The 26700-nt window shown below is 28.0% G+C and carries 22 protein-coding genes; 10 read left to right on the forward strand and 12 right to left on the reverse strand.

Going from position 1 to position 26700, the window contains the following annotated elements; translation table 11 throughout:
• Positions 1-44: 44 nt before the first annotated feature.
• From ACN5J4_RS03390 to idi, 3 genes are read right to left on the reverse strand one after another with little or no spacing between them, the layout of a single operon-like run.
• On the reverse strand, positions 45-1016 hold the full coding sequence (locus ACN5J4_RS03390; RefSeq protein ID WP_418650764.1) for a type I phosphomannose isomerase catalytic subunit: 972 nt from the start codon (positions 1014-1016) through the stop codon (positions 45-47).
• A 2-nt stretch (positions 1017-1018) separates the two neighbouring features.
• A complete protein-coding gene (locus ACN5J4_RS03395; RefSeq protein ID WP_418650765.1) occupies positions 1019-1432 on the reverse strand; it encodes a 6-pyruvoyl trahydropterin synthase family protein in 414 nt (137 codons plus the stop codon).
• On the reverse strand, positions 1425-1943 hold the full coding sequence (gene idi / locus ACN5J4_RS03400; RefSeq protein ID WP_418650766.1) for an isopentenyl-diphosphate Delta-isomerase: 519 nt from the start codon (positions 1941-1943) through the stop codon (positions 1425-1427). Before idi ends, ACN5J4_RS03395 begins: the two co-directional genes overlap by 8 nt.
• A 131-nt stretch (positions 1944-2074) precedes the next feature.
• Between idi and ACN5J4_RS03405 the strand changes: the two genes are divergently transcribed.
• From ACN5J4_RS03405 to ACN5J4_RS03430, 6 genes are all read left to right on the forward strand, one after another.
• Positions 2075-3664, forward strand: coding sequence for a peptide chain release factor 3 (locus ACN5J4_RS03405; protein ID WP_418650767.1), 1590 nt, complete (start codon positions 2075-2077; stop codon positions 3662-3664).
• A complete protein-coding gene (locus ACN5J4_RS03410) occupies positions 3657-5225 on the forward strand; it encodes a hypothetical protein (protein WP_418650768.1) in 1569 nt (522 codons plus the stop codon). Before ACN5J4_RS03405 ends, ACN5J4_RS03410 begins: the two co-directional genes overlap by 8 nt.
• Before the next feature lie 92 nt (positions 5226-5317).
• Positions 5318-6247 (forward strand): peptidylprolyl isomerase, encoded by a 930-nt coding sequence (locus ACN5J4_RS03415; protein WP_418650769.1) that lies wholly within the window; start codon positions 5318-5320, stop codon positions 6245-6247.
• A gap of 177 nt (positions 6248-6424) precedes the next feature.
• Complete coding sequence (locus tag ACN5J4_RS03420) at positions 6425-7078, forward strand: energy transducer TonB (RefSeq protein ID WP_418650770.1); 654 nt, start codon at positions 6425-6427, stop codon at positions 7076-7078.
• Positions 7079-7259: 181 nt separating this feature from the next.
• Entirely contained in the window at positions 7260-8387 is a 1128-nt protein-coding gene (locus ACN5J4_RS03425; protein WP_418650771.1) for an energy transducer TonB, read from the forward strand.
• A 1080-nt stretch (positions 8388-9467) separates the two neighbouring features.
• Complete coding sequence (locus tag ACN5J4_RS03430; RefSeq protein ID WP_418650772.1) at positions 9468-9920, forward strand: ferritin-like domain-containing protein; 453 nt, start codon at positions 9468-9470, stop codon at positions 9918-9920.
• Between the two features lie 65 nt (positions 9921-9985).
• Here the strand turns inward: ACN5J4_RS03430 and ACN5J4_RS03435 are convergent, their stop codons facing one another.
• The 5 genes from ACN5J4_RS03435 to ACN5J4_RS03455 all read right to left on the reverse strand — a co-directional run bounded on the left by ACN5J4_RS03435 (position 9986) and on the right by ACN5J4_RS03455 (position 19051).
• Positions 9986-11878: a DUF349 domain-containing protein gene (locus ACN5J4_RS03435; RefSeq protein ID WP_418650773.1), complete on the reverse strand. Its 1893-nt coding sequence runs from the start codon at positions 11876-11878 to the stop codon at positions 9986-9988.
• 77 nt (positions 11879-11955) lie between these two features.
• Entirely contained in the window at positions 11956-12717 is a 762-nt protein-coding gene (locus ACN5J4_RS03440; RefSeq protein ID WP_418650774.1) for a shikimate dehydrogenase family protein, read from the reverse strand.
• Positions 12692-13711, reverse strand: coding sequence for a DUF368 domain-containing protein (locus ACN5J4_RS03445; RefSeq protein ID WP_418650775.1), 1020 nt, complete (start codon positions 13709-13711; stop codon positions 12692-12694). Before ACN5J4_RS03445 ends, ACN5J4_RS03440 begins: the two co-directional genes overlap by 26 nt.
• A 27-nt stretch (positions 13712-13738) precedes the next feature.
• Complete coding sequence (locus tag ACN5J4_RS03450) at positions 13739-14668, reverse strand: DUF368 domain-containing protein (RefSeq protein ID WP_418650776.1); 930 nt, start codon at positions 14666-14668, stop codon at positions 13739-13741.
• 21 nt (positions 14669-14689) lie between these two features.
• Positions 14690-19051 carry a translocation/assembly module TamB domain-containing protein gene (locus ACN5J4_RS03455; protein ID WP_418650777.1) on the reverse strand — a complete coding sequence of 1454 codons (4362 nt, stop codon included), beginning with the start codon at positions 19049-19051 and terminating at the stop codon, positions 14690-14692.
• Positions 19052-19257: 206 nt separating this feature from the next.
• Here ACN5J4_RS03455 and tsaD point away from each other — a divergent pair, with 206 nt between their 5' ends.
• Positions 19258-20286, forward strand: a complete 1029-nt coding sequence (gene tsaD / locus ACN5J4_RS03460; protein WP_418650778.1) for a tRNA (adenosine(37)-N6)-threonylcarbamoyltransferase complex transferase subunit TsaD — start codon at positions 19258-19260, stop codon at positions 20284-20286.
• 354 nt (positions 20287-20640) lie between these two features.
• Here tsaD and ACN5J4_RS03465 read toward each other — a convergent pair whose 3' ends face one another.
• Complete coding sequence (locus ACN5J4_RS03465; protein WP_418650779.1) at positions 20641-22272, reverse strand: ABC-F family ATP-binding cassette domain-containing protein; 1632 nt, start codon at positions 22270-22272, stop codon at positions 20641-20643.
• 106 nt (positions 22273-22378) lie between these two features.
• On the opposite strand from ACN5J4_RS03465, the gene ACN5J4_RS03470 reads away from it, so the two are divergent.
• Positions 22379-23017, forward strand: coding sequence for an energy transducer TonB (locus tag ACN5J4_RS03470; protein WP_418650780.1), 639 nt, complete (start codon positions 22379-22381; stop codon positions 23015-23017).
• Between the two features lie 35 nt (positions 23018-23052).
• On the opposite strand, the gene holA is transcribed toward ACN5J4_RS03470, so the two are convergent.
• Positions 23053-24054: a DNA polymerase III subunit delta gene (holA, locus tag ACN5J4_RS03475; protein ID WP_418650781.1), complete on the reverse strand. Its 1002-nt coding sequence runs from the start codon at positions 24052-24054 to the stop codon at positions 23053-23055.
• Positions 24055-24071: 17 nt separating this feature from the next.
• On the opposite strand from holA, the gene ACN5J4_RS03480 reads away from it, so the two are divergent.
• Both ACN5J4_RS03480 and ACN5J4_RS03485 read left to right on the forward strand, forming a co-directional pair.
• Positions 24072-24515, forward strand: coding sequence for a type I restriction enzyme HsdR N-terminal domain-containing protein (locus tag ACN5J4_RS03480; protein WP_418650782.1), 444 nt, complete (start codon positions 24072-24074; stop codon positions 24513-24515).
• Positions 24516-24557: 42 nt separating this feature from the next.
• Positions 24558-25556 carry a glycosyltransferase family 2 protein gene (locus ACN5J4_RS03485; protein ID WP_418650783.1) on the forward strand — a complete coding sequence of 333 codons (999 nt, stop codon included), beginning with the start codon at positions 24558-24560 and terminating at the stop codon, positions 25554-25556.
• On the opposite strand, the gene ACN5J4_RS03490 is transcribed toward ACN5J4_RS03485, so the two are convergent.
• Entirely contained in the window at positions 25557-26033 is a 477-nt protein-coding gene (locus ACN5J4_RS03490; protein ID WP_418650784.1) for an SRPBCC family protein, read from the reverse strand.
• Complete coding sequence (locus ACN5J4_RS03495; protein ID WP_418650785.1) at positions 26033-26653, reverse strand: L-threonylcarbamoyladenylate synthase; 621 nt, start codon at positions 26651-26653, stop codon at positions 26033-26035. The genes ACN5J4_RS03490 and ACN5J4_RS03495 overlap by 1 nt, the downstream gene beginning before the upstream one ends.
• Positions 26654-26700: the final 47 nt, after the last annotated feature.

Below are 26700 nucleotides of genomic sequence, written 5' to 3' on the forward strand. Positions count from 1 at the left end.
GGCTTAATAACAGGTCTAAAAAAGTAATTTTTTTAGACCTGTTATTATTTTATATAAACCTCTAAAATTTTAGCGTTATCTGTTAAAATAGCGATACTTTTAATACAAGCAGGTATTAAAATAGTTTCTCCTAATGCTATTTTTTCTTGTTGATTTTTGTATTCAAAAACAACTGTTCCTTCTACACACATATAAATTACAAAACTATCTTTATCCTCATGATTTACATTATAATTTTTTGTTAAGTGTAAAAAATTAGTTGTAAAGTACTTACAATCAACAATATTAGATGGTCTATTTTTTTTCTTAAGATATTCAGCCTTATAATTAGATTTTGCTGAATAATCAATAGCATCAAGTGCTAAATTTACATGTAAATCCCTTTTTACTCCAGTAACATCTCTCCTGTTCCAATCAGATATACGATACGTAACATCCGAAGTTTCTTGTATTTCTGCTAATAAAACACCTTTACCAATAGCATGTATTCTGCCCGATGGCACTAAAAAAGTATCTCCTTTTTTAACAAAATCTACATTCAAAAGTTCAAGTTCATTACGAGATTCTATTGTTTTTAAAAAAGATTTCTTATCGGTCTCTTCAGAAAAACCAATAATTATTTTAGCTTTTTTTTCAGCATTAACAATATACCACATTTCAGTTTTACCTAACGAGTTATGTCTTTTTTGTGCTAAAATATCATTAGGGTGTACTTGTAAGCTTAATTTTTTTTTAGCATCAATAAACTTAATTAATAACGGAAATTTATCGTGAAACACTTCATAGACCTTTTCACCTAAAAGAGCTTCTTTAAACTCTTTAATTAAGTCATTTAAATTACTTCCTTTTAAAGCTCCATTACTAACTATAGAAATATCAGTTTTAACATCTGAAATTTCCCAACTTTCACCAATATTATTTCCTTCTGATTTTTTGTTAAGTAACGTTTTCAGTTTTTCTCCTCCCCATATTTTAGGTTTTAAAATTGGTTCGAATCGTAATAATTGGTGTATCATAATTAAGTTCCTTTATAAGTTACGTAGTTTCTTCGAGTTTCATAAAGCGTAATTTCTAGCGCTAAATTTTCAGGAACATGAACACGTAATTTGTTATATATTACTACTGATATATTTTCTGCTGTTGGATTCAAATTTTTAAAATCAACAACATCAATATTTAAATTTTTATGATCAAAAGCGTCTTCTACTTCTGTTTTAATCAATCCTTTTAAAATTCCTAAATCATACACATAGCCTGTTTCTTTATTTATTTCACCCGTTAAAGAAACTATTAAATCGTAATTATGCCCATGATAATTAGGGTTATTACACTTTCCAAAAATTTGCTGATTTTTTTCATCAGACCAATCAGGATTAAACAATCTGTGAGCAGCATTAAAATGCGCTTTTCTGTGTACAGTTACTTTAGGCATTTTTTAAGGTTTCGTAAGATTCTTTAAATATAATTTTAAACCAAGCTGTGTATATTTCAGGTTTTTCTTCAATATCTTTTTTAACAGCTTCTAAGGGCATCCATTTATAACTTTCAACTTCCTCTTTATTAATAATAGGCTTGTTGTTAAAAGTTCCAACCATTACATGATCTAATTCATGTTCCGTTAATCCGTTATCAAAAGGCGCTTTATAAATAAAAGAAAAAACTTCTTTTAAATCGCAAACAAAACCCATTTCTTCTTGAAGCCTACGTTTTCCTGCACCTAAATTAGTTTCTCCATCTCTTTGATGTGAACAACACGTATTAGTCCATAACAAAGGAGAATGATATTTATCAGCAGCTCTTTGCTGTAGCATTAATTCTTTTTTATCGTTAAAAATAAAAACAGAAAATGCTCTATGCAACAATGCCTTTTCATGCGCCTCAATTTTTTCCATTAACCCAATCGGATTGTCTTGAGAATCTACTAATATAACGTGTTCTTTCATGTATAATTTTTGCTAAAAGCAAACATACAAAATTGCTATCAATTCAACAATTAAACCTTTATACACTTAAGTAGTAAACCTTTGAAAAATTAAGCTTTAAACCGTACCTTTGCAGCCTTAAAATTTGATAAATGGGCTTTTTAGAAGAAATACAAAAACGACGTACATTCGGAATTATATCACACCCCGATGCAGGTAAAACTACTTTAACTGAAAAGTTACTATTATTTGGTGGAGCAATTCAAGAAGCTGGTGCTGTAAAAAATAATAAAATAAAAAAGGGAGCCACTTCCGATTTTATGGAAATTGAGCGCCAAAGAGGTATTTCGGTAGCCACTTCTGTATTAGCTTTTATTTATAAAGATAAAAAAATAAATATATTAGATACCCCTGGGCATAAAGATTTTGCTGAAGACACTTTTAGAACTTTAACCGCTGTTGATAGTGTTATCGTTGTAATTGATGTTGCAAAAGGTGTAGAGCCTCAAACTGAAAAATTAGTAGAAGTTTGTAGAATGCGTAAAATACCGATGTTAGTTTTTATCAATAAATTAGATAGAGAAGGTAAAGATGCCTTTGATTTATTAGATGAAGTTGAGCAAAAATTAGGTTTACGTGTTACTCCGATGAGTTTCCCTATTGGAATGGGTTACGATTTTAAAGGAATTTATAATATTTGGGAAAAGAAATTAAATCTTTTTTCTGCGGATAATAAAACAAAAATTTCAGAAGGTGTTCAGTTTGATGATTTATCAAACCCTCAACTAGATGATATTATTGGAGAAACTGCTGCCGAAACTTTAAGAGAAGAAGCAGAATTAGTTGCAGAAGTATATCCTGAATTTAATCAACAAGAATATTTAGCAGGTGATTTACAACCTGTTTTCTTTGGTTCGGCTTTAAACAATTTTGGTGTAAAAGAATTATTAGATGCTTTTATTGAAATTGCGCCTGAACCACAACCTAAAAAAGCAGAAGAACGTTTAGTTGATTCGAAAGAAGAAAAATTAACAGGTTTTGTTTTTAAGATTCATGCAAATATGGACCCGAAACACAGAGATAGACTTGCTTTTATCAAAATTGTATCCGGAACTTTTAAACGAAATTCTCCTTATTTACATGTTCGTAACGGTAAGAAAATGAAATTTTCAAGTCCTAATGCCTTTTTTGCTGAAAAAAAACAAATTGTAGAGGAGTCATTTCCCGGTGATATTGTTGGTGTTCATGATACAGGAAACTTCAAAATTGGTGACACTTTAACTGAAGGTGAACATTTAAATTTCAAAGGAATTCCAAGTTTTTCTCCAGAGCATTTCCGTTATGTAAACAATGCCGACCCTATGAAGTCTAAACAATTATACAAAGGTTTAGATCAGTTAATGGATGAAGGAGTTGCTCAATTATTTACTATGGAAATGAATGGTCGTAAAATTGTAGGAACTGTTGGAGCCTTACAATATGAGGTTATTCAATACAGATTAGAACATGAATATGGTGCAAAATGTACTTATGAAAATATATCTGTACACAAAGCCTGTTGGATACAAGCTGAAGATGAAAAAAGTGAAGAGTTTAAAGAGTTTAAACGTGTAAAACAGCGTTATTTAGCAAAAGACAAAGAAGGTAAATTAGTGTTTTTAGCCGATTCAGCTTTTACTATGCAAATGACACAAAGTAAATACCCTACTGTAAAACTACATTTTACTAGTGAATTTGAATAAAAAACATATTTCTTTTTTGTTTTTTATTCTTGCTTATTCATTTTCTTTTGGGCAAGAATTAAAAACCTTAAAAGGATCAGTATTACATAATAAAGTTCGTTTTAATTTTATTCCTGTAAAAATGCCTACAGATAAATTTCCAAATTTAAAACCAACAATGGGTATAGCTGGCTTACATTATCAAATACCAATTAACAATTGGTTATATGGTGGTGCTGGGTTTCACTTTGCCGTTACTGGTGACCAAGGAGGATTATTTACTTTAGGTGTAGAATTAGGCGCAAATAAACAACTTTATAAAAGTTTATATGTAGATGCAAACATTCATTTTGGTGGCGGTGGCGGATACAGAGACTTGGTTAATGATGGCGGATTTATAAATCCGAATATTGGTTTACAATATAAAAAGAACAACTATTCTTTCGGTGTACAATACAGTCATTTAAATTTTTTATCAGGAGAAATAAAAAGTAACTCAGTTTCTTTATTTATTGAAATACCAAGTATTTTACGTTTTACTGATTATAATAAAGCACATCAAAATTTCACAGCAAAAAATATTTCTTCGGATAATTTCTGGAGTAAACCTGTTGTAAAAAATGTACAACAAATTCGTTTTGATTTTTTTAAACCTTTCGGAAATTCTAAAAAAGATAAAGCCAGTAATTCTGAACCCTTAACAGAAATATTATACGTTCTTGGGTTTGAATATCAAAAATATGTAAGTCAAAATACTTTTTTATTCGCGCATACCGATGCCATATATAAAGGATTACGTGCCGGTTTTATGGATTTATTTTTTGGAGCAGGATATCATCCCTATCAATCAAAATACATCAATATTTTCACAAAACTAGGAATCGGCGCTGCTGGAGGACGTATAGCTCCTGAAGGTGGTTTGATGGTATATCCATCCGCAGGAATCGATTTGAAATTAGCTAACAATCTCGCATTGAGCGGACATGCTGGTTATTATCGTGCCATTGCTGGCGATTTAGAAGCATATACTGTTGGTTTCGGATTGAAATATTACGGATTAAACGGAGGAATAAAATATCAAAATAAGCATCAAAAAAAACACACCAATTTTTATACGCAAGGTTTACGAGTTGAAATTCTAAATCAAACGTATTTTAATGTTGCTAAAACTGATGATAAATTTGATGCCAAAGAAATCGATTTACAACTTATCGGTTTAAAAGTAAATTATGATATTAATAAATGGCTATACATTGCTGGAGAAGCTAGTTTTGCTTACGATGGTCGCTCAGGTGGTTATGCTCACGGGCTGGTTGGTGCAGGAATATATTCACCTAGATTTTTAAACAATAAAGCACGTGGCTTTGCTGAAATAATGGCAGGCGCTGGCGGTGGTGCTGGCATCGATACCGATGAAGGAATTATTATGCGTCCAATACTTGGATTTAGCTATGATATTCATAAAAATATTTCAATTATTGCTTCAACAGGAAAATATAATTCGCCTTTCGGAAAAGTAAATGCCACAAATATTAACATAGGTTTAAGCTTAAACCTTTCAACTTTATCAGTAAAAAACTAATTTTGCTTTTTCTTTAGATTTTATTTAGATAATTTTTTAGATAATTTTTTGAGAAAAAGTTTTTTGAATATTAATTAAGATAATCTAACAAAATGAATAACGGAATTTACGCAAAATTTAAAACATCAAAAGGAGATATTCTAGTAAACTTAGAATACCAAAAAACCCCAGGAACTGTAGGTAACTTCGTTGCTTTAGCCGAAGGAAATTTAGAAAATACTGCAAAACCACAAGGAACACCATATTATGATGGCTTAAAGTTTCACCGTGTAATTGCTGATTTTATGATTCAAGGTGGTTGTCCTCAAGGAACAGGAACTGGAAATCCTGGATATAAATTTGAAGATGAATTTCATCCAGATTTAAAACATGATGCACCAGGGAAGTTATCGATGGCAAACGCTGGACCTGGAACAAATGGTTCTCAATTTTTTATTACGCATACAGCAACGCCTCATTTAGATGGTAATCATACTGTTTTTGGAAACGTTGTTGAAGGACAAGATGTGGTAGATACTATCGCTCAAAATGACACCATGGATATTGAAATTATTCGTGTAGGAGAAGATGCTGAAAAATTTAACGCTGTTGAAGCTTTTAGAACTTTTGAAGGTTCTCGTGAAAAACGTGAAGCAGAAGAAAAAGCAAAACAAGCTGAATTATTAGACTCTGTAGCTAAAGGTTATGATGAAACTCCATCAGGATTACGTTATACTATCTTACAAAATGGAAACGGAAAACAAGCTACCAAAGGTGCAAATGTTTCAGTACATTATAAAGGACAATTATTAGATGGAACTGTTTTTGATTCATCTTACAAACGCAAGCAACCAATTGATTTTGCTGTTGGTGTTGGGCAAGTAATTGCTGGTTGGGATGAAGGAATTCAGTTGTTAAAAGTTGGTGATAAAGCTCGATTTGTAATTCCATCGAACTTAGCATACGGAAAAGCTGGTGCTGGAGGTGTAATCCCTGCAAACGCAACCTTAATTTTTGATGTAGAATTAATGGATGTAAAATAATTTTACTCCTTTTTGTAAACTTAAAATTCTCTATTCAAATAGAGAATTTTAAGTTTACAAAAAGTTAACTTAACTAACATTCAAAATACAATTAATTAAAACAAACATGACCTTGTCTTAAAACATTAATAGCAATACTTTTTACATATTTGTAGTGTCATAAAAACTTAATTTAAAATGAAAACCCCCTTTCTATTTATTTTATTATTTAATTTAAATATACTTACAACATACAGCCAAGCACCTGTATGTAAAACACCTAAAGAAAACAATTTTGATGTAAATGAAATTTCTATTAAAAAATGTGATATCAACAAAAAAAAAGACAATAATGTTAGAGAAATAGCAAAAAAAGCTAACATTACAACTAGAAAAAGAGTTAGTAATAGATTGAGAAAAAACTCAAATCATTTAAATAAAAATAAAAATTTTATTGATTTAAAAGTTGAAAAGTCTTTAAAAATCCCTAATCTTTCTAGAGAGGTTTTATTTACTCTGGTTGAAAAAATACCTATGTTTGAATCTTGCGATAACTCTAGTAGAGAAAATAATGTTAAATGTTTTAAGTCAAAAATGAATGATCATTTTTCTAAAAACTTCTATTTGAATAATTTTATTGACGAAAATATTGAAGATAAAATATATATTCAATTTAGTATTGATTTACATGGAAAAGTAATTAACTCTAAAATAAAAAGTTCTAAAGAAAATAAAGAATTAAACAAAGAATTAAATAGAATAGTAGAAAAGTTACCACGTTTTTTACCTGGAAAACAAAAAGGATTACCCGTTATTGTAACCTATTCTTTTCCTCTTAACCTTACATCATGATAAACTTAATCTTATAATTAAAAATAGTATAAATAACTATAATTTATGTAAGTATATAAAATCACTTGTTTATCTTTCAATGTTTTAGTTTAAAAAACATATTATAAATTTGCTTTTAAACATCTATTTGTGTATGTTTACAATGTTAACAAATTGTCAACCCCCTAAACAGAGCGCGATTATGATGAAATTTACTTTATTTTTAGTAGCAATGCTTATATCTGTTACAGTTATTGCTCAACAAGAAAAATGCACAAGCTTAGATGAATCTATGGCAGACCCGAACAGTATTACAAAGTGTGCTGTTCAAGATTCAAAAGATGGTAAAAAGAAGCAATTATCTATTCAAGTATCTACTAGAAGGCGTATAGTTCGTAAAAAAAACGACGTAGTTTCTGCTATTGGAGGAACAACTACATCTCAAAAAGTAGCTAATATTAAAAAAAACACATTATTAGTAGGGAAGCTTGAGCTAGAAGATAACTCTACTACAATTGAACGAATTCCTTTTAATTTAGTTGAAGAAATACCTTTATTTTCAAAGTGTGATAATATACCTTTAATTCAGCAAGCACAATGTTTTGAAACACAAATGTCTAAACATATTGTTAAAAATTTTGTATATCCAAAAGAAGCTGTTACCCAAGGTATACAAGGTAGAGTATTAGTACAGTTTACTATAAATGAACAAGGTAATGTTGGAGCTATTCAAGTTAGAGGCCCTAAAAATGGAGACCTGCTAGAAAAAGAAGCTACTCGAATTATTAATATGCTTCCTTCATTTATTCCTGGTAAACATAATGGTAAAATAGTAAAAGTTAAATACGGTATACCTATTACTTTTAAACATCCTAATCCTGAAATTTCAGAAAAGGCTATAGTTAAAAAAAACATAAAAAAACAAGTTAAAAGTACAATAAATGTTAAGGAAAAAATAATTACTGATTTTATAAAGTTTCAAGATGTAGATAATATTCCTTTATTTAAAACTTGTTTAAATGTCAATGATTCAGAAAAAAACAATTGTTTTAATGAAAGAATGGTTAGCCATATTCAAAGAAATTTTAATTATCCTGCTGCTGCTGCTGAACAAAATATTGAAGGAAAAGTATGGGTACGTTTTATAATAAATAAAAAAGGGAAAGTAAGTAATATAAAAATGAAAGGACCTGAAAATGGATATTTATTAGAGCAAGAAGCTAAAAAAATGGTTTCTAAATTACCAATTTTTGAGCCAGGAAAACAAAATGGAGAATTTGCTAATGTTGAGTATTATATTCCGATTGTTTTTACTCTAGAATCTCACTAATACCTTTATAACATAAAAAAAGCTCTATATTAATATGGAGCTTTTTTTATGTTATATTCTATACAATATAAATTAAGCTCTTTTGATTATTTATATCTTTCAAAATAGTTTTTATTTTACAATGTTTCTTGTTCTTAATAATCTTAATCGGCTCGTTTATAAATAATGACATATTTATTAATATCATTTTTACAACCTACAAAATTTATTAAAATAAACTCATATAACAATAACTAAATAGTTATGAAGTTCTTTTTTAGTTTTATCTAAAAATATATAGCTCACATAAAGTTGTTACAATCTATTATAACGTGATCTTTCACGAAATTTTTATGTTTACTAAAAATATGTTCAGAATCTCCTGTTCTAACATAATTTTTTTTTTAAAATATGAGTAAATTCTGAAACCTTAAAAGAAATTAAACCCGCCTTTAGTAATACCACCACTAATGTTATTACTTTTCAAGTAATTATAAAGTTTTATACCAAGAGTTTTTAAATCTTATTTATTTTTGAAATTTTTCACCATTTTTATTATAATATAAAGCTTATTTGTTAATCATAAAAATCCATAGAACCTCTTTCTTTTATACTATTTTTCTTCTTTTACTCTATCTATTTTTTCTATGATTTTTGGTTGCGATTTTTTAAATATCTAAACTAGAATATTTTACTTTTTTTTAAAAATCTAATTTTTAAATCTAGCATAGTCTACTCATATATTATAATCCTCTATAAAATAGTTACTCTAATAATATTTATAGAGATAATACCTATGAGTGTTTACCCTTTTTTAGCTTGATCAACAACTAGTATTTTAAATTAAAATAATAATAATTTTTTAAAAAAATCAGAATTTATTGGGTGATAAATTTTTAATTAACCTATTTCAGAATTTTACAATTTTTCTCATTAACTATAATTCTATAACATAATTTTGAATGAGTCAAGAACTAAATCATATGAGCAAATGCTAAATATAATAGTCTTGTAGTTTTGCAGTGTACTAATTAATTAAAAGATGTTAAAATGGTAAGCATCTAAAAAACAATTTACCACTAACTATTAAATTAAAAGATTATGTACAATTACACACAAGAAGTATCGAGCCAATTAAACAATTTATTAGAAAAAAATTATGATGCAGAAAGAGGATATAGAACTGCTGCAGAAAATGTTAAAAATAACAACTTAACTACTTATTTTGAAAAAAAAGCAAATGAACGTAAAAGTTTTGGGAAAGCTTTAAAAGGTGAAATTAAAAATTTTGGGGAAACTCCAAAGCAAAATGGTAGCTTAACAGGTTCTGTTCACAGAGCTTGGATGAATACAAAATCATTCTTATCATCAGAAACAGATGAAGCAATGCTTGAAGAAGCGCTAAGAGGTGAAAAATCGGCACTTAAGGAGTATAATGAGGTAATTAATTCGAAAGAAATTTTACCTAAATCTACAACAGTTATTTTAGAAAGTCAACGTGATCTTATTTTAAAAGATGCTATAAATATTAAAAAATTAGAAGATCTGCAATAGAATTTTTTATTGATTTTTAATAAAAAAACTCGAATCAAACGATTCGAGTTTTTTTATTTTATATATTAATAATCAAGATTTCGTATGTATGATAATTTAGATTTCCAAATATCTAACTGATCTTTAAACTCTTGAATACCTTTACGAACATTTAAGACTAAAGGGTTATCATCTTTAGCATTTGAAAAGAAACCTAGATTATTTTCTAATTGTTGCATATCACGTATAGTTTCATCTATTTTTTTACGGATAAAATATTGCTCATTATCTAGTTTTTTGAAATCTTCTTGAGAAAAGTAAGTATCAACTAAGTTTTTAAACTTCAACATTTCAATGTCGTTTTTACTCATATTTAAACTTGCTAAATGAGCATCAATTGCTTTATTAAATTTCTCATCTAAGTGACGAACATTTCTTGGTAAAACACCTAAAGCTCTCCATTTAACAATACTTTCTTGGATAATTTCTAATGTTACACTCTCTAACATTTTAAGCTCTTCTATGAATGCTCTTTTAGATTCAACAATTTCTAATTGTTCTTTATTTTGTTCATTTTTTTGAGCATGTAATCTATCAAAATAGTGATTACATGCATCTTTAAAACGTTTCCATATATCATCAGAAAATTTCCTTGGCACATGTCCAATTTTTTTCCAATCAGATTGAATACGTTTCATTATGTTAGTAGCTTCTTCCCAATCATCACTATCTTTAATACTCTCTGCTAACTCTATTAATGCTATTTTATTTTTTAAATTATCGTTTTGAGTACTTTTTTCTGCTTTATAAAAAACATTTTTGGCACTATTAAACTTTTTTGTTGCGTTTTTAAACTCCTGCCAAACAGCTTCACTCTTATTATAAGGTAATTTACCTATATCAAAGTATTTTTTACGTAATTTCTCTAACTCTACAATACTTTTTTGCCAATCGTTATGAGATGTATTATTTGAGGTATCAAAAGCATTTATTTCAGCAACTATTTTTAATTTTGCATCAATCATTTCTTGATACTTAGACTTTAAATCTCTAAAATATTGATGACGCTTATCATGTATTTGCTTGGTTGCTTCACTAAACTTACCCCAAACATCTTCTCTATGCTCTTTTCCTACCGGTCCTATTTCTTCCTTCCATATGCGATGTAAATCTTGTAACTCTTTAAAAGCTACATTTACATCAGTAACTTCATTTAAAGCTTCAGCACGTGTAATTAATTTTAATTTCTCTTCTAAGTTGTGCTTAAAGTCTAACTCTCTAAAATCTTTATTTAAGTGTAATAGGTCATAAAAACGCTCAACATGATGATGATATATTTTCCAAGTATCATTATATTTTGTTTTAGGTACTGCTCCTATTGTTCTCCACTTTTTTTGAATTTCTTGAAATTCATTATACATTGTTTTAGCGTCTGCATTAGTAATCAAACTTTTTAGCTCATCTATTAAAGTATTTCTTTTTTCTAGATTTTCTTTTAATTGATTCTCTAACTGACTATAATAAGCGTCTCTTTTAATTTTATATTCACTTAACAACTTATTATAATCTGCTTTTATTGGACTTGAAAATTGAAAATCAATTAAATTTCCACCTTCAGTCAAAAATGTTTCTTTTTTTTCTGCTAATAACTCATTAAACTTTATATTAAAAACATTTTTTAAAGCATCAATATTTGATTTTAATTGCTGTACCTGATAATTAGCTAATAACTTTTTTAATTCTTCTACCAATTTATCTAACTCCATCGTGGCATAATCTAGCATTGGTATTTCATGCCTTTCATTTGCTTTTTCAGACTCATTTGCTACTTCTTTTTCTACTTCATTTACTGCTGTATCTGTTGCTGTTTGTGTAACCTTTTTTTTACCTGTACTCGCAAATGTTTCTTCTTCAGTTTTTACTTCTAAATTTACCTCTGTAATTGATTGGTCTAATTCTTTTTCGTTATTTTCTAACATATCTACAATGTTTAGGTTCCTTATTATTAATTTTATAAATATACGGATTCTTATAGAATACCAAATTTTATTTTTAACTAGTTATTATTCCATATTTTCCAAGCCTTTTCTGCTTGTTGTTCTAACATTTCTAACCCGTTTTTAATCACAGCTTTATTTTCTTTCCCTTTTCTTAAAAAAGTAGTTTCTGCGGGGTTATATATCAAATCAAATAACAAGTGCTTTTTTGATATAAATTGGTACGGAATATCAGGGCAATCATTAATATTAGGATGTGTTCCTAAAGGAGTACAATTAATTATTAAATAATAATTTTCAATATAATGTTTTGATATATCTTGATATGAAATCTCCTTTTTACCTTTTGGTTTTCTAGAAACAAAAAGGTATTTAATAGCTAATTTATCTAACACATAAGCTACTGCTTTAGATGCTCCACCTGTACCTAAAATCAAAGCTTTTTTATGATGTTCTTTTAACAATGGTTTTAACGACTTTTTAAAACCATAAACATCTGTATTAAAACCTTTTAACTTTCCTTTTTTAGTTATTTTAATCGTATTTACAGCTCCTATTTTTCTAGCTTTTTTATCTATTTTGTCTAAATAATTAAAAACTGATAATTTATAAGGAATCGTTACATTCATTCCTTTTAAATATTGATGATTTTCTTTTATTTTTAAAGGAAGTTCTGTTATTGATTGAATGTCAAAATTTATATATTCAGTATCATCAAGTGCTAATTCTTTAAATTTATCTGTAAAATATCCTTTTGAAAAGGAATATGAAATGTTACGCCCTACTAGAGCGTATTTATTTTTGAACTCTTTTTCTTTCATAAAAGTCTATAATTAAAATTAAGGCAATACCTAAAATGATAAAACCTATTGATATCCATGTTTCTTCTATTGAGTAATCGGGTATAAACCGTTCATAATTTTGAATAATTTTATTTCCTTTTTGATCAAACTCAAAACCATTATCAGTAATTTTGTATATTGTTTTTTTCCAAGGCCATACAATGCCTAACGAACCAGTTATAAAGCCTATTATTACCGCTGTTACCAACTGATGCCAACGTTTTAAAACATATCCTAAAACATGTGATATTGATACGAGTCCAAAAACAGAACCTGCCGTAAAGATGCTTATAATTTTTACATATCTCATTTTTATTGGATCTTTTAAAACTTCAAAATTACCTGACAACAAACTTGTTACAACATTTGCAAAAACATTTACACTATCTACTAATAACAATACATAATTACCTAATAAGATTAAAATAAATGAACCTGACAATCCCGGAAGGGTCATTCCTGAAACTCCTATAATACCACAAATAAAAACAAAATAAAGGTTATCATTTTCTTTAGCTGGTGTTAAAAAGCTAATAAAAACACCTATCGAAACTCCTATAATTAAGGCTATACTATTTTTCAAGTTCGAAATATTAAAATCTTTTGATATGTAGTAAATAGATCCTAAAATCATCCCAAAAAACCATGACCAAACATAAAGTTCATTAGTTTTTAAAAAATAATCTAATAGTAAAGAAATGCTAAAATAACTAAACATACTTCCTAACATTACCAATCCTAAAAACTGCAAATTGGTATACTTTGCAAAACTTTTAAAACGTGCATTAAAAAGTAGTTTAAAAGCTGTACCGTTTATACGTTGAAAAGAAAAAATAAGCTCTTCGTAAAAACCCATTACAAAAGCTACCATACCTCCAGAAACACCTGGAACTTTATTAGCTCCTCCCATAGTTACTCCTTTAAAAAAAAGTAATAACTTTTGTGATAATGTACGTTGTTTATAGTTATACATACTAATTAACTAAAACCCAAGAGGGACTTATTTTGTTATATTCTTTACTGCTAACTTTTCAAGAATTAAAATTAAAGAAAATCCAACAATTATTAATAAAAATGCGTAGGTAATTTGTGGATTTCCATCATATGAAAATGGTGAAACAGACAACTCATTAAAAGGCACTTGCTCACCATGAGAATTGGTTCTAAATGTTAGTACTTTTTTCCATGGCCAAATTTTATTTAATGAACCTATTATAAAACCTGTTAAAACTGCTAATGTATAATTTTTATGATATGTAAATAAATATTTTAAAACTCTAGAAAACAGTAACAATCCTAAAACAGCTCCTAAACCAATGGCTATTATTGTTGTATAATCTCTATTATTTATGGCCTGTAACACAGGTTTATAAGCCCCTAAAAGCACTAAAATAAATGATCCTGAAATACCTGGTAAAATCATAGCACATATTGCAATTGCACCTGAAAAGAACATAAATAATGTTGATGAATTTTCTGAAATCATTGGATTTAAAGTTGTTATGTAATAAGCTAAAATACCTCCCAAAATAAGTGTAATTACTGCTATAAAATTCCAATTTGTAATTTGTTTTGCAATATAAATTACACTTGCTAAAACTAAACCAAAGAAAAAAGACCATAATAATATAGGCTGGCTAACTAATAACCATGAAATTACTTTTGCTAACGATATAATACTAATAAAAATACCTACAAAAAGTGAAGCTAAAAAATTTCCATTTAATTGCTTCCAAGCAGCTTTAAAACCTTGTTTTTTTAAGGTTTTAAGCAAATTTAAGTTAATAGTACTTATAGACTCTAATAGCTCTTCATATATACCTGAGATAAATGCTATTGTACCTCCTGAAACTCCAGGCACAACATCTGCAGCTCCCATAGCTAGTCCTTTTAACATGATTACAAAGTAATTTTTATTAGTTCTGTTCATCTAAATTTAATTATTCTTTTACTATTTTGTTTTAAAATTAATTAGTTTACTTTTTTTAGTTTGTAAAGTATCTTTTTTAGTTGTTTTTTTGATGCCTAACTTTTTACCTAGTTCTGATAAATTATTAAAATTTACTTGATACGAAAAACCTATTCCTTGTGTATAACCTTCTTCTTCTACCGAATATTGGACTTCATTTTGCCTATTAAAAACAGTTCCTCTTAAACTCCCTTCTTCATTTAACAAAACCTCTACCTTTACCTCACCCACAACGTCTGTTTGTGTGTTAGCTCCCACAGGCACCCCTACTTTTCCGTTTACAAGAACACGATCACTTAACTGTGTTGAAATAGACACATCTACTTGGTCATCAGTTTTTAAATTATTAATATCTGTTCCATCCCCTCTATCTCCTTGTGTATACCCTAGCCCTAATTGAAATTTATTATCATCACTATTTAACATATCTGTTAATATACTTGAAGCTATTTCAGAAGCTGTACCAGTTAAACCATTAGCTGCACTACTACCAATAGTTTCTTCATTATAAAAAGTACCAAAAGCTAGTAAAAATGAAAAATGTTGCATCTTTGTATTTAAATCATTACCGTTTAAAATAAATTCTAATTCTGATGCTACGGTTGAGTTTGCATTTGGAATTTTAATGTCAAATTCTTGTTTTGAATTAAATAAACCACCTGTAATTTTAGTGTACAAATCTATTGGTATTTTACGGCTTGAGTTAATATTATCTAATAATTGTGCTGGGTTTGCTTTTGTTTTATATATAGCGGTTAAATCTAACTCTGCCTCATTTGGATTTCCATTCCAAGCTATAGTTCCTCCTTTTTGAACTCTAAACGGTTTTGTTATTCCTGCGTATTTAAAATTATATAAGCCTTTGTGTATTTCAAAATCACCGTACATTTTAAATTTACCTAAAGTATTTATATCTATTCTTAAATTTCCTATTCCACTACCTTTTAACTCACTTCCTGAAACTTTATCTATTACCACCTGAGCAACGGCATCCTTTGTTACTTCTAGGTTTATTTTTAAATCAAGCCCTTTTATATCTTTAATTGTTTTATTAGAATTTTCAATAGTTGGCTTACCTGTTTTAAAACGAATTAATTTATAATTATCTATAGTTTTTACATCATTTAGAGGAATTACAAATATGGTTCCTTTATTTGTTTTACCCTCAACAACAATATCTAAATTATTGGTTAATCCTCTAACTTCGGCATTTCCATTTAAAAAACCAGTTCCATAATAAGATGATTCTTCTGTTTCTTGAGTATCTAAAACTAATAAATTTTTAGTATTAATATCTAATTTTAAATACCAATTTTTAAAGTTTTGATGTGCTATATATCCTGATAAATTCCCTAGGGTTTTATACTTAGTATCTTCTAATAAAATATTGTTTAGTATAAATTGTTGTTTTTCTAAAATAATAGTAGTATTTCCTTTTAAATCAAAATCAATATTTAAATATGGAAAAGTTAAACCTGTGTTTTCTAAATTTAGCTTTCCCTGAAAATCAGGGTTTCCTAAAAACCCTTTGGCAGTAAAGTTTCCACTAACTTTTCCTCTTAACTTATTTAACACTTCTCTACCTAAAGGGCTAAAAGCAGTAATTTCATACTCTTTTAAAAATACCTCTAAATCAATAATTGGTTTTTGCTGTGAAAAATCAACCTCTCCTACTGCTGAAATATTTTTAGCTTTTTCACTAATTAAAGAAAGGTTTACTTTATATTTTTCATAAGAATTATCTCCAGCAATATTTAAGGCTAAATCACCTTGATTTAATTTATTAATTCGAAAATTATCTATAATTAAATTTCCTTTAGGTGCTAATATTTTATTTTTTTGGGTTAAATCAAGAGTACCTGTTAAATTTCCTTCTAAACTTAAATTATCTACAGCGGGCAAAAAACTAGCTAATTTTACTTTCGTAAAAGTAGCTTGTAAATCTTTATAAGTACTATCTCTAACAACACCTTCAAACTCTATTTTTTGTTGGGTAGACTTAAGTATAAAAGGACTTACTTTATAATTATTTTTTTCAAAATCAAATACTACATTATGTTTTTTATCTTCTTGTTCATTAATAACCCAATCAAACCCTTTATAATTAAAGGTAGATTTTTGAACACCTATAACTGATTTTTGTAATTTATTAATAGTATAATAAAAATCAAGGTTAAAAGTTTCTGAATAATCTTCACCTCCTTTAAATACCGATTTAAAATACAAGGTATCATTTTGTGTTCTATTTAAAAGATTTAACTTTTCTATATTATAATACTTTGTATTTATTTTACTAGCCGTTAAATGCGTATTATATAATGGATTTTTATTATCCATACGTAATACAATATCTTCAATTACGTTTTTATATGCTTCAATTTGTGGCGATGTAAATGTAAGTTTTAAGGCGTTTTTATCTGAATTAATCCACCCCTTTAATCTAGTATTTTTACCTATAGCTATATTTGGTAAAAACACATCAATAATTTGATTATAAATTGTAAAATCAAAGTCTAAAAACTGATTTGGAGTTACTTTATTAGGTTTGTAATTTGTATAAACACTTCCTAAAGCATTTTCAGTTATAGGAATTAATTCTTCAAAAGAAAACTTTCCTTTAAGCACACCTCTAACAATATCTTCAGAGTTTACTTCTATTGTTTTTATGCTATCTTTAACTGATGAGTTTATTTCAAATATTTTAAATGGGTAATGCTGTTTTTGATTGGTATACACCAAATCTTTAAAGGTTGCTTTACCTATAATATCGTCAAATGTATTACCCGAAATATTTAAATTTATATTACCTTTTAGTAATGCAATACTGTCTCGAGTAAAAAAATTTGTTTTATTTAAATCTATTTTATCAATACTTGCTATAAAATCAAACTTATTTATTTTTGATGAAAAATCAGCTAAACCTTCAAAATTAAGTTTAAAATTTTCATCTTTTGAATTTAATACTCCATCAAATTTTTTATTTTGAAACTGACCGTTAACATATAAATCTTTATAATTATAATTATTAAAGGTTAAACTACTAACTTTTCCTATTATAGTAGTATTTATGTTATCCATATTAAAACCACTACCATTAACATCGGCTTTTAGTGATATTTTACCTAGTATTGGGTCGTTTGCAAATATGCCTAAATCAAAATCTTTAAACTCAACTTCTCCCATATAAATAGCTTCATCTATAGTATTTATATTTGTTAATTGAAGGTCAGATATTATGGTTCCTATTGCTGATTTTACAGCAAGTGTAGCGTCCATTTGTTCTGGAGTAACCCTAACAATACCTTTAAGCATAAAGTTACCAAGCCTTTTAAACTCTATAGGTAATACGCTTCCTAATAAATTAGGTAACACATTTTTTAATTGGTAATAATTGGCAGTAACATTTTTTAAATTTGCATCAAAAATAAAACCTCTACTCTTTTTAACAGCATTTACAAACCCTAAGTTTCCAATAATTTTTATTCCTTTTTTTGAATGAAGTTGTAGGTTGTTAACACTAAAATTATTTAAAACGCCTTTTATATTTCCGGTAAAATACAAAATATCATTTCCGCTTAACTCATTATATAATTTACTTAAATCTTTAATTGCAATAGCGCTTTTTAATAATTTAGCATCAATTTTTACCTTATCATTAAAGTTTACAAAATCTTTACGATTATACGTTAACTTAATATCTGCTTGTATTTTTGATTGATTATTTGTTTCTAATGTTGTTTTTTCTAAATACATATACTTTTTTGTATATGTAAAATCAGTAGTTAAATTAGACACTGAAACACCTCTATTTTCAGTAAAACTCATTTCTCTCATTTTTAGAGAAACATCGGGTCCTTTAATAGAAAAATCTAATAAATTGCCACTTGTATTGTAGGCAGCAAATTGAAGTTGTTTTTTATCATTCTCATCTACTAATTTAAAAGTTAAATTGTCGATAGAAATTTTATCACTATTTAAAACAAAAGGATTTGACAAACTATCTTTTGGAGTATCACTATTAAAACTGTCTATAAAAATAGACATATTATCATCTTTTTCACCCTTGTATGTTTTCATATTAAAATAAGCACCACTCAAAGAAGCTTCTCCTAAATTAACATTATTATCTATAATACGTTTGGCATTTAATAATGATGTACTTAAATTTTGAACAAAAATAAGGGTATCTTTATGGTGGTCTCTAATTTCAATTTCTTTTAACTGAATACTACCTAACCATGATAAATCTACTCTTTTTACAACAATATTAGTATTATATTCTTTATTGAGCCAAGTAGTTGCTTGTGATGCTATTTTACTTTGAACAACCGGTAATGATAGCAAAATAATAAGCAAGATTAAAAAAAGTAGCACGTACTTTAATAACCTCCATAATATTATTCCTGTTTTTTTAATGATGAGTTGTTTTATAAAGTTACTAACAAATGTAATCAGCTAACTTCAAAAATATTGCCTTATTTTAAAGAAATATCAATTTTAACTAAAATGTAACGTAATATGAATATTTTTGCATTTTAATACATGATACATTGAGTACAAAAAACAGCTACATTTTAGGTATTGAAAGCTCTTGTGATGATACAAGTGCTTCGGTAATTTATAACGGAAAAGTAATAAGTAATGTGGTTGCCAACCAAGAAATACATGCTAAATATGGTGGTGTTGTTCCTGAACTGGCTTCAAGAGCACATCAACAAAATATAGTTCCGGTAGTGCAACAAGCTATTGAACAGGCAAACATTACAAAAAACGATTTGAGTGCCATTGCTTTTACACGTGGCCCAGGCTTAATGGGGTCTTTACTAGTAGGTACTTCTTTTGCTAAATCGTTAGCTTTAGGATTAAATATTCCGCTAATTGCCGTAAATCATATGCAAGGACATATTTTAGCACATTTTATTAAAGAAGAAAATGCTAAAATTCCGCCGTTTCCGTTTGTTTGTTTAACCATTAGTGGCGGACATACGCAAATTGTTAAAGTTACCAATCATTTTGAAATGGAAATTTTAGGTGAAACTATTGATGATGCCGTTGGTGAAGCTTTTGATAAATCAGCCAAAATATTAGGATTACCTTACCCTGGAGGTCCTTTAGTTGATAAATATGCGCAGTTAGGAAATCCGAACGCTTTTCAGTTTACGAAACCGAAAGTCGGCGATTTACAATTTAGTTTCAGCGGATTAAAAACAGGAATTTTACGTTTTATTCAAAAGAATGTAAAAGAAAATCCTGATTTTATTAAAGAAAATTTACATGATATTTGCGCCTCTATTCAACATACTATTGTTGAAATTTTAATGGATAAGTTAAAAAACACTGTTAAACAAACCGATATAAAACACATTGCTATTGCTGGTGGAGTTTCTGCAAATTCTGAAATTAGAAAACGTTTAGCCTTAGCCGAAAAACATTGGGGATGGACAACTTACATTCCGAAGTTTGAATACACAACCGATAACGCTGCAATGATTGCCATTGCTGGATATTTAAAATATATAAATAACGATTTTTCTGATATTTCAATTACATCAAAAGCTCGTTTAAAAGTTACCGAATAACTATTTTAAATTCTATTTATTTACAAAAAACACCGTTAAAATTATTTAACGGTGTTTTTTGTTTAAGAGCCTTTAAAAAATTGTATCGAGAATTTTTTTAACATCAAAATAAAACGACTCAAATTCTCGATACAATTTTAATTCCTTTTAGTCATTAAAATAACTCGAATTGACAAAATTGCAGCAAATTTGACGGATTAAATTGACTGTTTCCTTTCTATCAAAATTTAAACTCGAAATATAAAAATTAGCACAAATTTCTAGCCCCGATTGAAGCTTTGTTTGAGCTCTTTTTTTGATTTTTCTTCAAAAAAAAGCGAGTGCGGAAAGCGGGAAATTGCTTCTAAAAATAATTTATAAATCAATTTCTTTTAATGCTTTTATATTATTTCGTTCTAAGAAAACATCAATAGTTTCGAAATGTTCAATAACTCGTTTGTCTTTAAATTCAAATACTTTTTCTGATAATCCTTGTAAGAAATCACGGTCGTGAGACACCAAAATTAACGTTCCATCGAAATGTAATAATGCTTCTTTAATTACGTCTTTCGAGCGTAAATCTAAATGATTTGTTGGCTCATCTAAAATTAACACATTTACAGGTTCTAATAGTAATTTAACCATTGCCAAACGTGTTTTTTCTCCTCCTGAAAGCACTTTTACTTTTTTTTCGATATCATCACCAGCAAACATAAAACGCCCTAAAATATTTTTTATTTGCGTTCGTACATCTCCTTCTGCAACCTCATCTACTGTTTGAAAAATGGTTAATTCAGGGTCTAATAATGAAGCCTGATTTTGAGCAAAATATCCAACTTTTGCATTATGTCCTAAACCACATTCGCCTTCAAAATCTATTTCTCCCATAATAGCTTTTATCATGGTTGATTTTCCTTCTCCGTTACGCCCTACAAACGATACTTTTTCGCCACGAGTTATTGAAAAACTTGCGTCTTTAAACACGGTTAAATCGCCATATTTTTTGGTTAAGTTTTCTACTTTTACAGGATAATCTCCAGAACGTGGCGATGGTGGAAAACGTAATTTTAATGATGTTGTATCAACTTCATCAATTTCAATAGGCACAATTTTTTCTAACATTCGCTCCCTTGAAGAAACTTGATTTGTTTTTGAATACGTTCCTTTAAAACGTTCGATAAATCCTTTAATATCTTCAATAGTTTTTTGTTGCTCTTGATAGGCTTTTATTTGATGCGAACGACGCTCTTTTCGTAATTCTAAATAATGAGAATACTTTGCTTTATAATCGTGAATTGTTCCCATAGTAACCTCAATGGTTCTATTGGTAATGTTATCAATAAAAGCTTTATCATGCGATATTACCACTACCGCCTTGGCTTTGTTTAGTAAAAAGTTTTCTAACCAAATTACCGATTCTATATCTACGTGATTTGTTGGCTCATCTAATAAAATTAAATCGGGTTTTTGCAGTAAAATTTTAGCCAATTCGATACGCATACGCCAACCTCCACTAAATTCTGATGTTAATCTATCAAAATCTTCTTGTTTAAAACCTAATCCTTTTAAGGCTTTTTCTACTTCTGCTTCGTAATTTATATCTTCTAAAGCATAAAAGGTTTCTCCTAAATCGGTTACACGTTCAATAATTTTCATGTATGCTTCCGACTCATAATCTGTACGAGTTTCTAGCTCTTTATTTAAGTGTTCCATTTCGGCTTTCATCTTAAAAACAGCGTCGAATGCTTTGGATGCTTCCTCCCTTACCGTACAATTATCTTCCATTAATAAATGCTGTGGTAAATAAGCAATTACGGTATCTTTCGGACTTCTAACACCTCCTTTAGTAGCTTTTGAAACTCCTGCCATGATTTTCATCATGGTCGATTTTCCTGCGCCATTTTTACCCATTAAAGCTATTTTATCGTTCTCATTTATTACAAACGATACGTCTTTAAACAACGTTTTCCCACTAAATTCAACAGCTAATTGATCTACAGTAATCATGTATATATATTTTGAATAGCGAAATTAGTAAAAACACTTATATATTTTATAGGGAAAGTATTGTTTCCATTTTATTAATTTTATATTTGATAAAAGAATACAAACTATGAAAAATAAAGCTCTAATTTTTTTAACAATTTTATTAACGATTACAAGTGTAAAAAGTCAAGAAATAAAAAATGCAAAATATTTAAATGGTGACATAACTAAAATTTTATTAAAAAACTCTGAATACCCTATAAAGGATCTGAATAATAAAATTCAAGGAGATGTTATATTATCATTTATTATAAATAAAGAAGGGGAAAAAGATAGTTTGACTATTGTTAGTTCTCCTTCAAAATCATTATCATTAAACTCTCTTATTTCATTTGATAAATTAGAAAATAAATGGAGTCCTTATAAAGTTAATGAAATTCCTATTAGTAAAAAACATTTAGTTATCTATCGATATAGGTATTATATAGATACAACTCCTCCTGAATATGAAAAAAAAGCTAAAAAAATGGTTAAGAAACAAAAGTTTAAAAAAGCTTTAAAACTGTTTAATAAAGCCATAAAAAATAATCCATTTGATTACCAAGTTTTTGAATCACGCTCTAAAGTAAAAGAAAAACTTGGTAATGATAAAGGAGCTATTACCGACGGTGAAAAAGCATTAAAGTTAAAAACAGAAGTCATATCTATTGTTAACGTAAATATTTTTGGAAAAACAAGAACTGTTAAAAGAATAGTTAGGTATTAATACCTAACTATTCTTTTAACAGATAAAAATATTATTTAATGTAAAATTTTAAACAACAATTCTTTTAAAATATCCGCAGATGATTGATTTGCTCCTACTCCTTTACTTTTAATATCTGCTTCTCGTAATAAACCTATTATTTGCGATACTTTTCGCATCGGATAGTTTTTAGCAGCAGTACTATAATCGTCAACAAAATAAGGATTAACACCTAAGTTTTTGGCTACTGAACCTTTTGATTTATCTTTTAATCCGTGATACATTAATAATTGAGTAAAAAAACTATTTAACAACGAAATAGTCATTACTAAAGGATTATTTTTAGGATTCTGAGCAAAATATTTTATAATTCTATTTGCCTTTACAATATCTTTTTGACCTACTGATTTTCGTAACTCAAAGTTGTTAAAATCTTTAGATATACCAATATTTTGCTCAATATGCTTATCAGTAATAATAGTATTTTTTGATAAAACAGAAGTTAACTTATCTAATTCATTAGATATTTTACTCAAATCTGTTCCTAAAAACTCCACTAACATCTGAGATGCTTTTGGTTCAATATTATATTTTTTCCTACCCAAAACTCTACGAATCCAATCAGCTACTTGATTGTCGTATAATTTTTTACTCTCGTAAATCAATCCGTTTTTTGCAATGGTTTTGTACGATTTTTTTCGCTTATCTAATTTTTTATATTTATAATTAAAAACCAATACAGTACTTAATTGCGGATTCGCAGCATAGGCCTCAATCTTATCAATAGTGCGACTCAAATCTTGTGCTTCCTTTACAATAATCACCTGCTTATCAGCCATCATAGGATAACGTTTTGCTGATGCTATAACTTCATCAATAGTTACATCTCTACCATACATAACTACTTGATTAAACCCTTTTTCAGATTCATCAAGTACATTGTTTTCAATATAATCAGAAATTTTATCAATATAATACGGTTCTTCACCCATTAAAAAATAAATAGGTTTTAAATTCCCTTCTTTTATATCGGATATGATAGATTTAATTTCGTTCATTTTATTACTTTTGATACATGCAAAAACTCAATCTTCCTAGCTATACATTTAAGCTCAAAAGTAACGAAAATAAGACGCTTATTTTTGATAATTTGAGAAAAAAATACTTGGTATTAACTCCTGAAGAATGGGTACGTCAGCATTTTGTTCAATTTTTAATAGAGGAAAAAAAATATCCTATTTCACTAATTGCTCTTGAAAAACAACTGGTTATTAATAATCTAAAAAAAAGAACGGATATTGTTGTTTTTACTTCAAATGGAATGCCTAATATTATTGTTGAATGTAAGGCGCCAAAAATTAAAATTTCTCAAGATACTTTTGACCAAATTGCTCGTTATAACTTAAAGTTAAACGCTAATTACTTAATAGTTACAAATGGACTACAGCATTACTTTTGTAAACTTGATAAAGAAAATGAAACTTATGTTTTTTTAAAGGAAATACCTCCTTATAATTAACAATTAATAGGTTTTTAAAATTACATTAATAAATTTATACTTGTGAAAATAGCAATAGTCATATTAAATTGGAACGGAAAACAGTTATTAGAACAGTTCTTACCATCTGTAATAAATTTTAGCCATAAAGAAGCTGAAATTTATGTAGCTGACAATGCTTCGTCCGATAATTCTATAGCATTTATTAAAAAGCACTACCCTTCTGTTAAAATTGTACAAAACACTACTAATGGCGGTTATGCGAAAGGGTATAATGATGCTTTAAAACATATTAAAACTGATATTTATTGTTTACTAAACTCAGACATTGAAGTAACTAAAAATTGGCTAAAACCTATTTTATCTACTTTTAAAAACGAAATTAATACTGCTATTATTCAACCTAAAATTTTAGACTTTAAAGATAAATCAAAGTTTGAATATGCTGGTGCTGGTGGTGGTTTTATCGATTTATATGGCTATCCTTATTGCAGAGGACGTGTTTTTAATCACTTAGAAACTGATAACGGACAATTTAACGATACTTCCGAAATTTTTTGGGCTTCTGGAGCTTGTCTTTTTATTCGTTCAGAAGTTTATCATCAACTAAATGGTTTTGATGAAGATTATTTTGCACATCAAGAAGAGATTGATTTATGTTGGCGCGCACAAAATGAGGGATTTGAAATTAAATATATAGGTGCTTCAACGGTTTATCATGTTGGTGGCGCTACTTTACAAGAAACAAACCCACATAAAACGTATTTAAATTTTAGAAATAGTTTATTAAATGTGGTTAAAAATGTACCTAAACAATGGTTTTTATTCGTTATTTTTTCTCGCTTAATTTTAGATGGAATTGCAGGGCTTAAATTTTTACTTGAGCTTAAACCCAAACATACTATTGCTATTTTAAAAGCTCATTTTAGTTTTTACGCAAACTTTATTAAGTTTTTAGGAAAAAGAAAAAAACTTCAGAAAAAATCGAATTACAATAAACATACTTCTATTGTTTGGCAATGTTATGCTTTAGGTAGGAAGAAATTTAGTGAATTGAAATAGTTAATTTTTTAAAACTAATTTCCATTTATCTGTTTCTGAAAATTCTTTAATTATTTGGTTTCTCTCTAGCAGAAAATTCTTCATATAATTTTCAAGAAATATTTTATTAATAATTCGCCCTAAAAACTCATAAGGTGATTTGTAATTAAAATAATCAGTCATCAATGTATTGCCATCAATTTTCTTAAATTCATGCTTATGAGTAAAAGAGTTAAAAACACCTTTAACCATTTCATCTGAAAAATAATTTGGAAAATCTAATTCAGTAATTTTAACTGTCAATTTTTGATAAAATCCAAAATATTTTGCTTTCCAAGTAACGGTTTCTCCTGTATTAATTAATCCAGAAACTTTTCCTGAAATAGCCTCTTCTTTTGTTTTTTCTGCTGAAATCTTATGTAAATCAATACTTCTTGACAAATCAAAAACTATTTCTAAAGGTGGGTTAATTATTGTTTCAATTTTAATTACAGGCATTACAAAACATCTAAACTACCTTTACCCTCTCTTATTACATGTGGTAAATCACCTGTTAAATCTATTACTGTTGATGCATAATTATCACCATAACCACCATCAATAACAATATCTACAATACTTTGCCATTTTTCAAAAATCAATTCAGGGTCAGTAGTATATTCTATCAACTCATCTTCATCATGAATAGAAGTAGAAACTATTGGGTTTCCTAACGCTGCTACAATGGTTTGTGCAATGGTATTGTCTGGCACACGAATACCTACGGTTTTACGTTTTTTAAATGCTTTTGGTAATGAATTACTACCTGGTAAAATAAAAGTATAAGGGCCAGGTAAGGCTCTTTTTAGTATTTTAAACGTTGCAGAATCTATTTGTTTTACGTAATCAGATAAATGACTTAAGTTGTTACAAATAAACGAAAAATTAGATTTTTCTAACTTCACTTCTTTTATTCTAGCTATTTTTTCTAATGCTTTTGTATTAGTTATATCGCAGCCTAATCCATAAACAGTATCTGTAGGATAAATTATTAACCCTCCGTTTTGTAAAACTTTTACAATTTTAGCTATTTCTTTTGGGTTCGGATTATCGTTATATAGTTTTATAAATTGTGCCATATTTTAAAGATAGTATTTTTACAAACCAAAATTAACTATTTTCTATT

The organism is Tenacibaculum aestuariivivum, assembly GCF_964507685.1.
Lineage (GTDB): Bacteria > Bacteroidota > Bacteroidia > Flavobacteriales > Flavobacteriaceae > Polaribacter > Polaribacter aestuariivivum.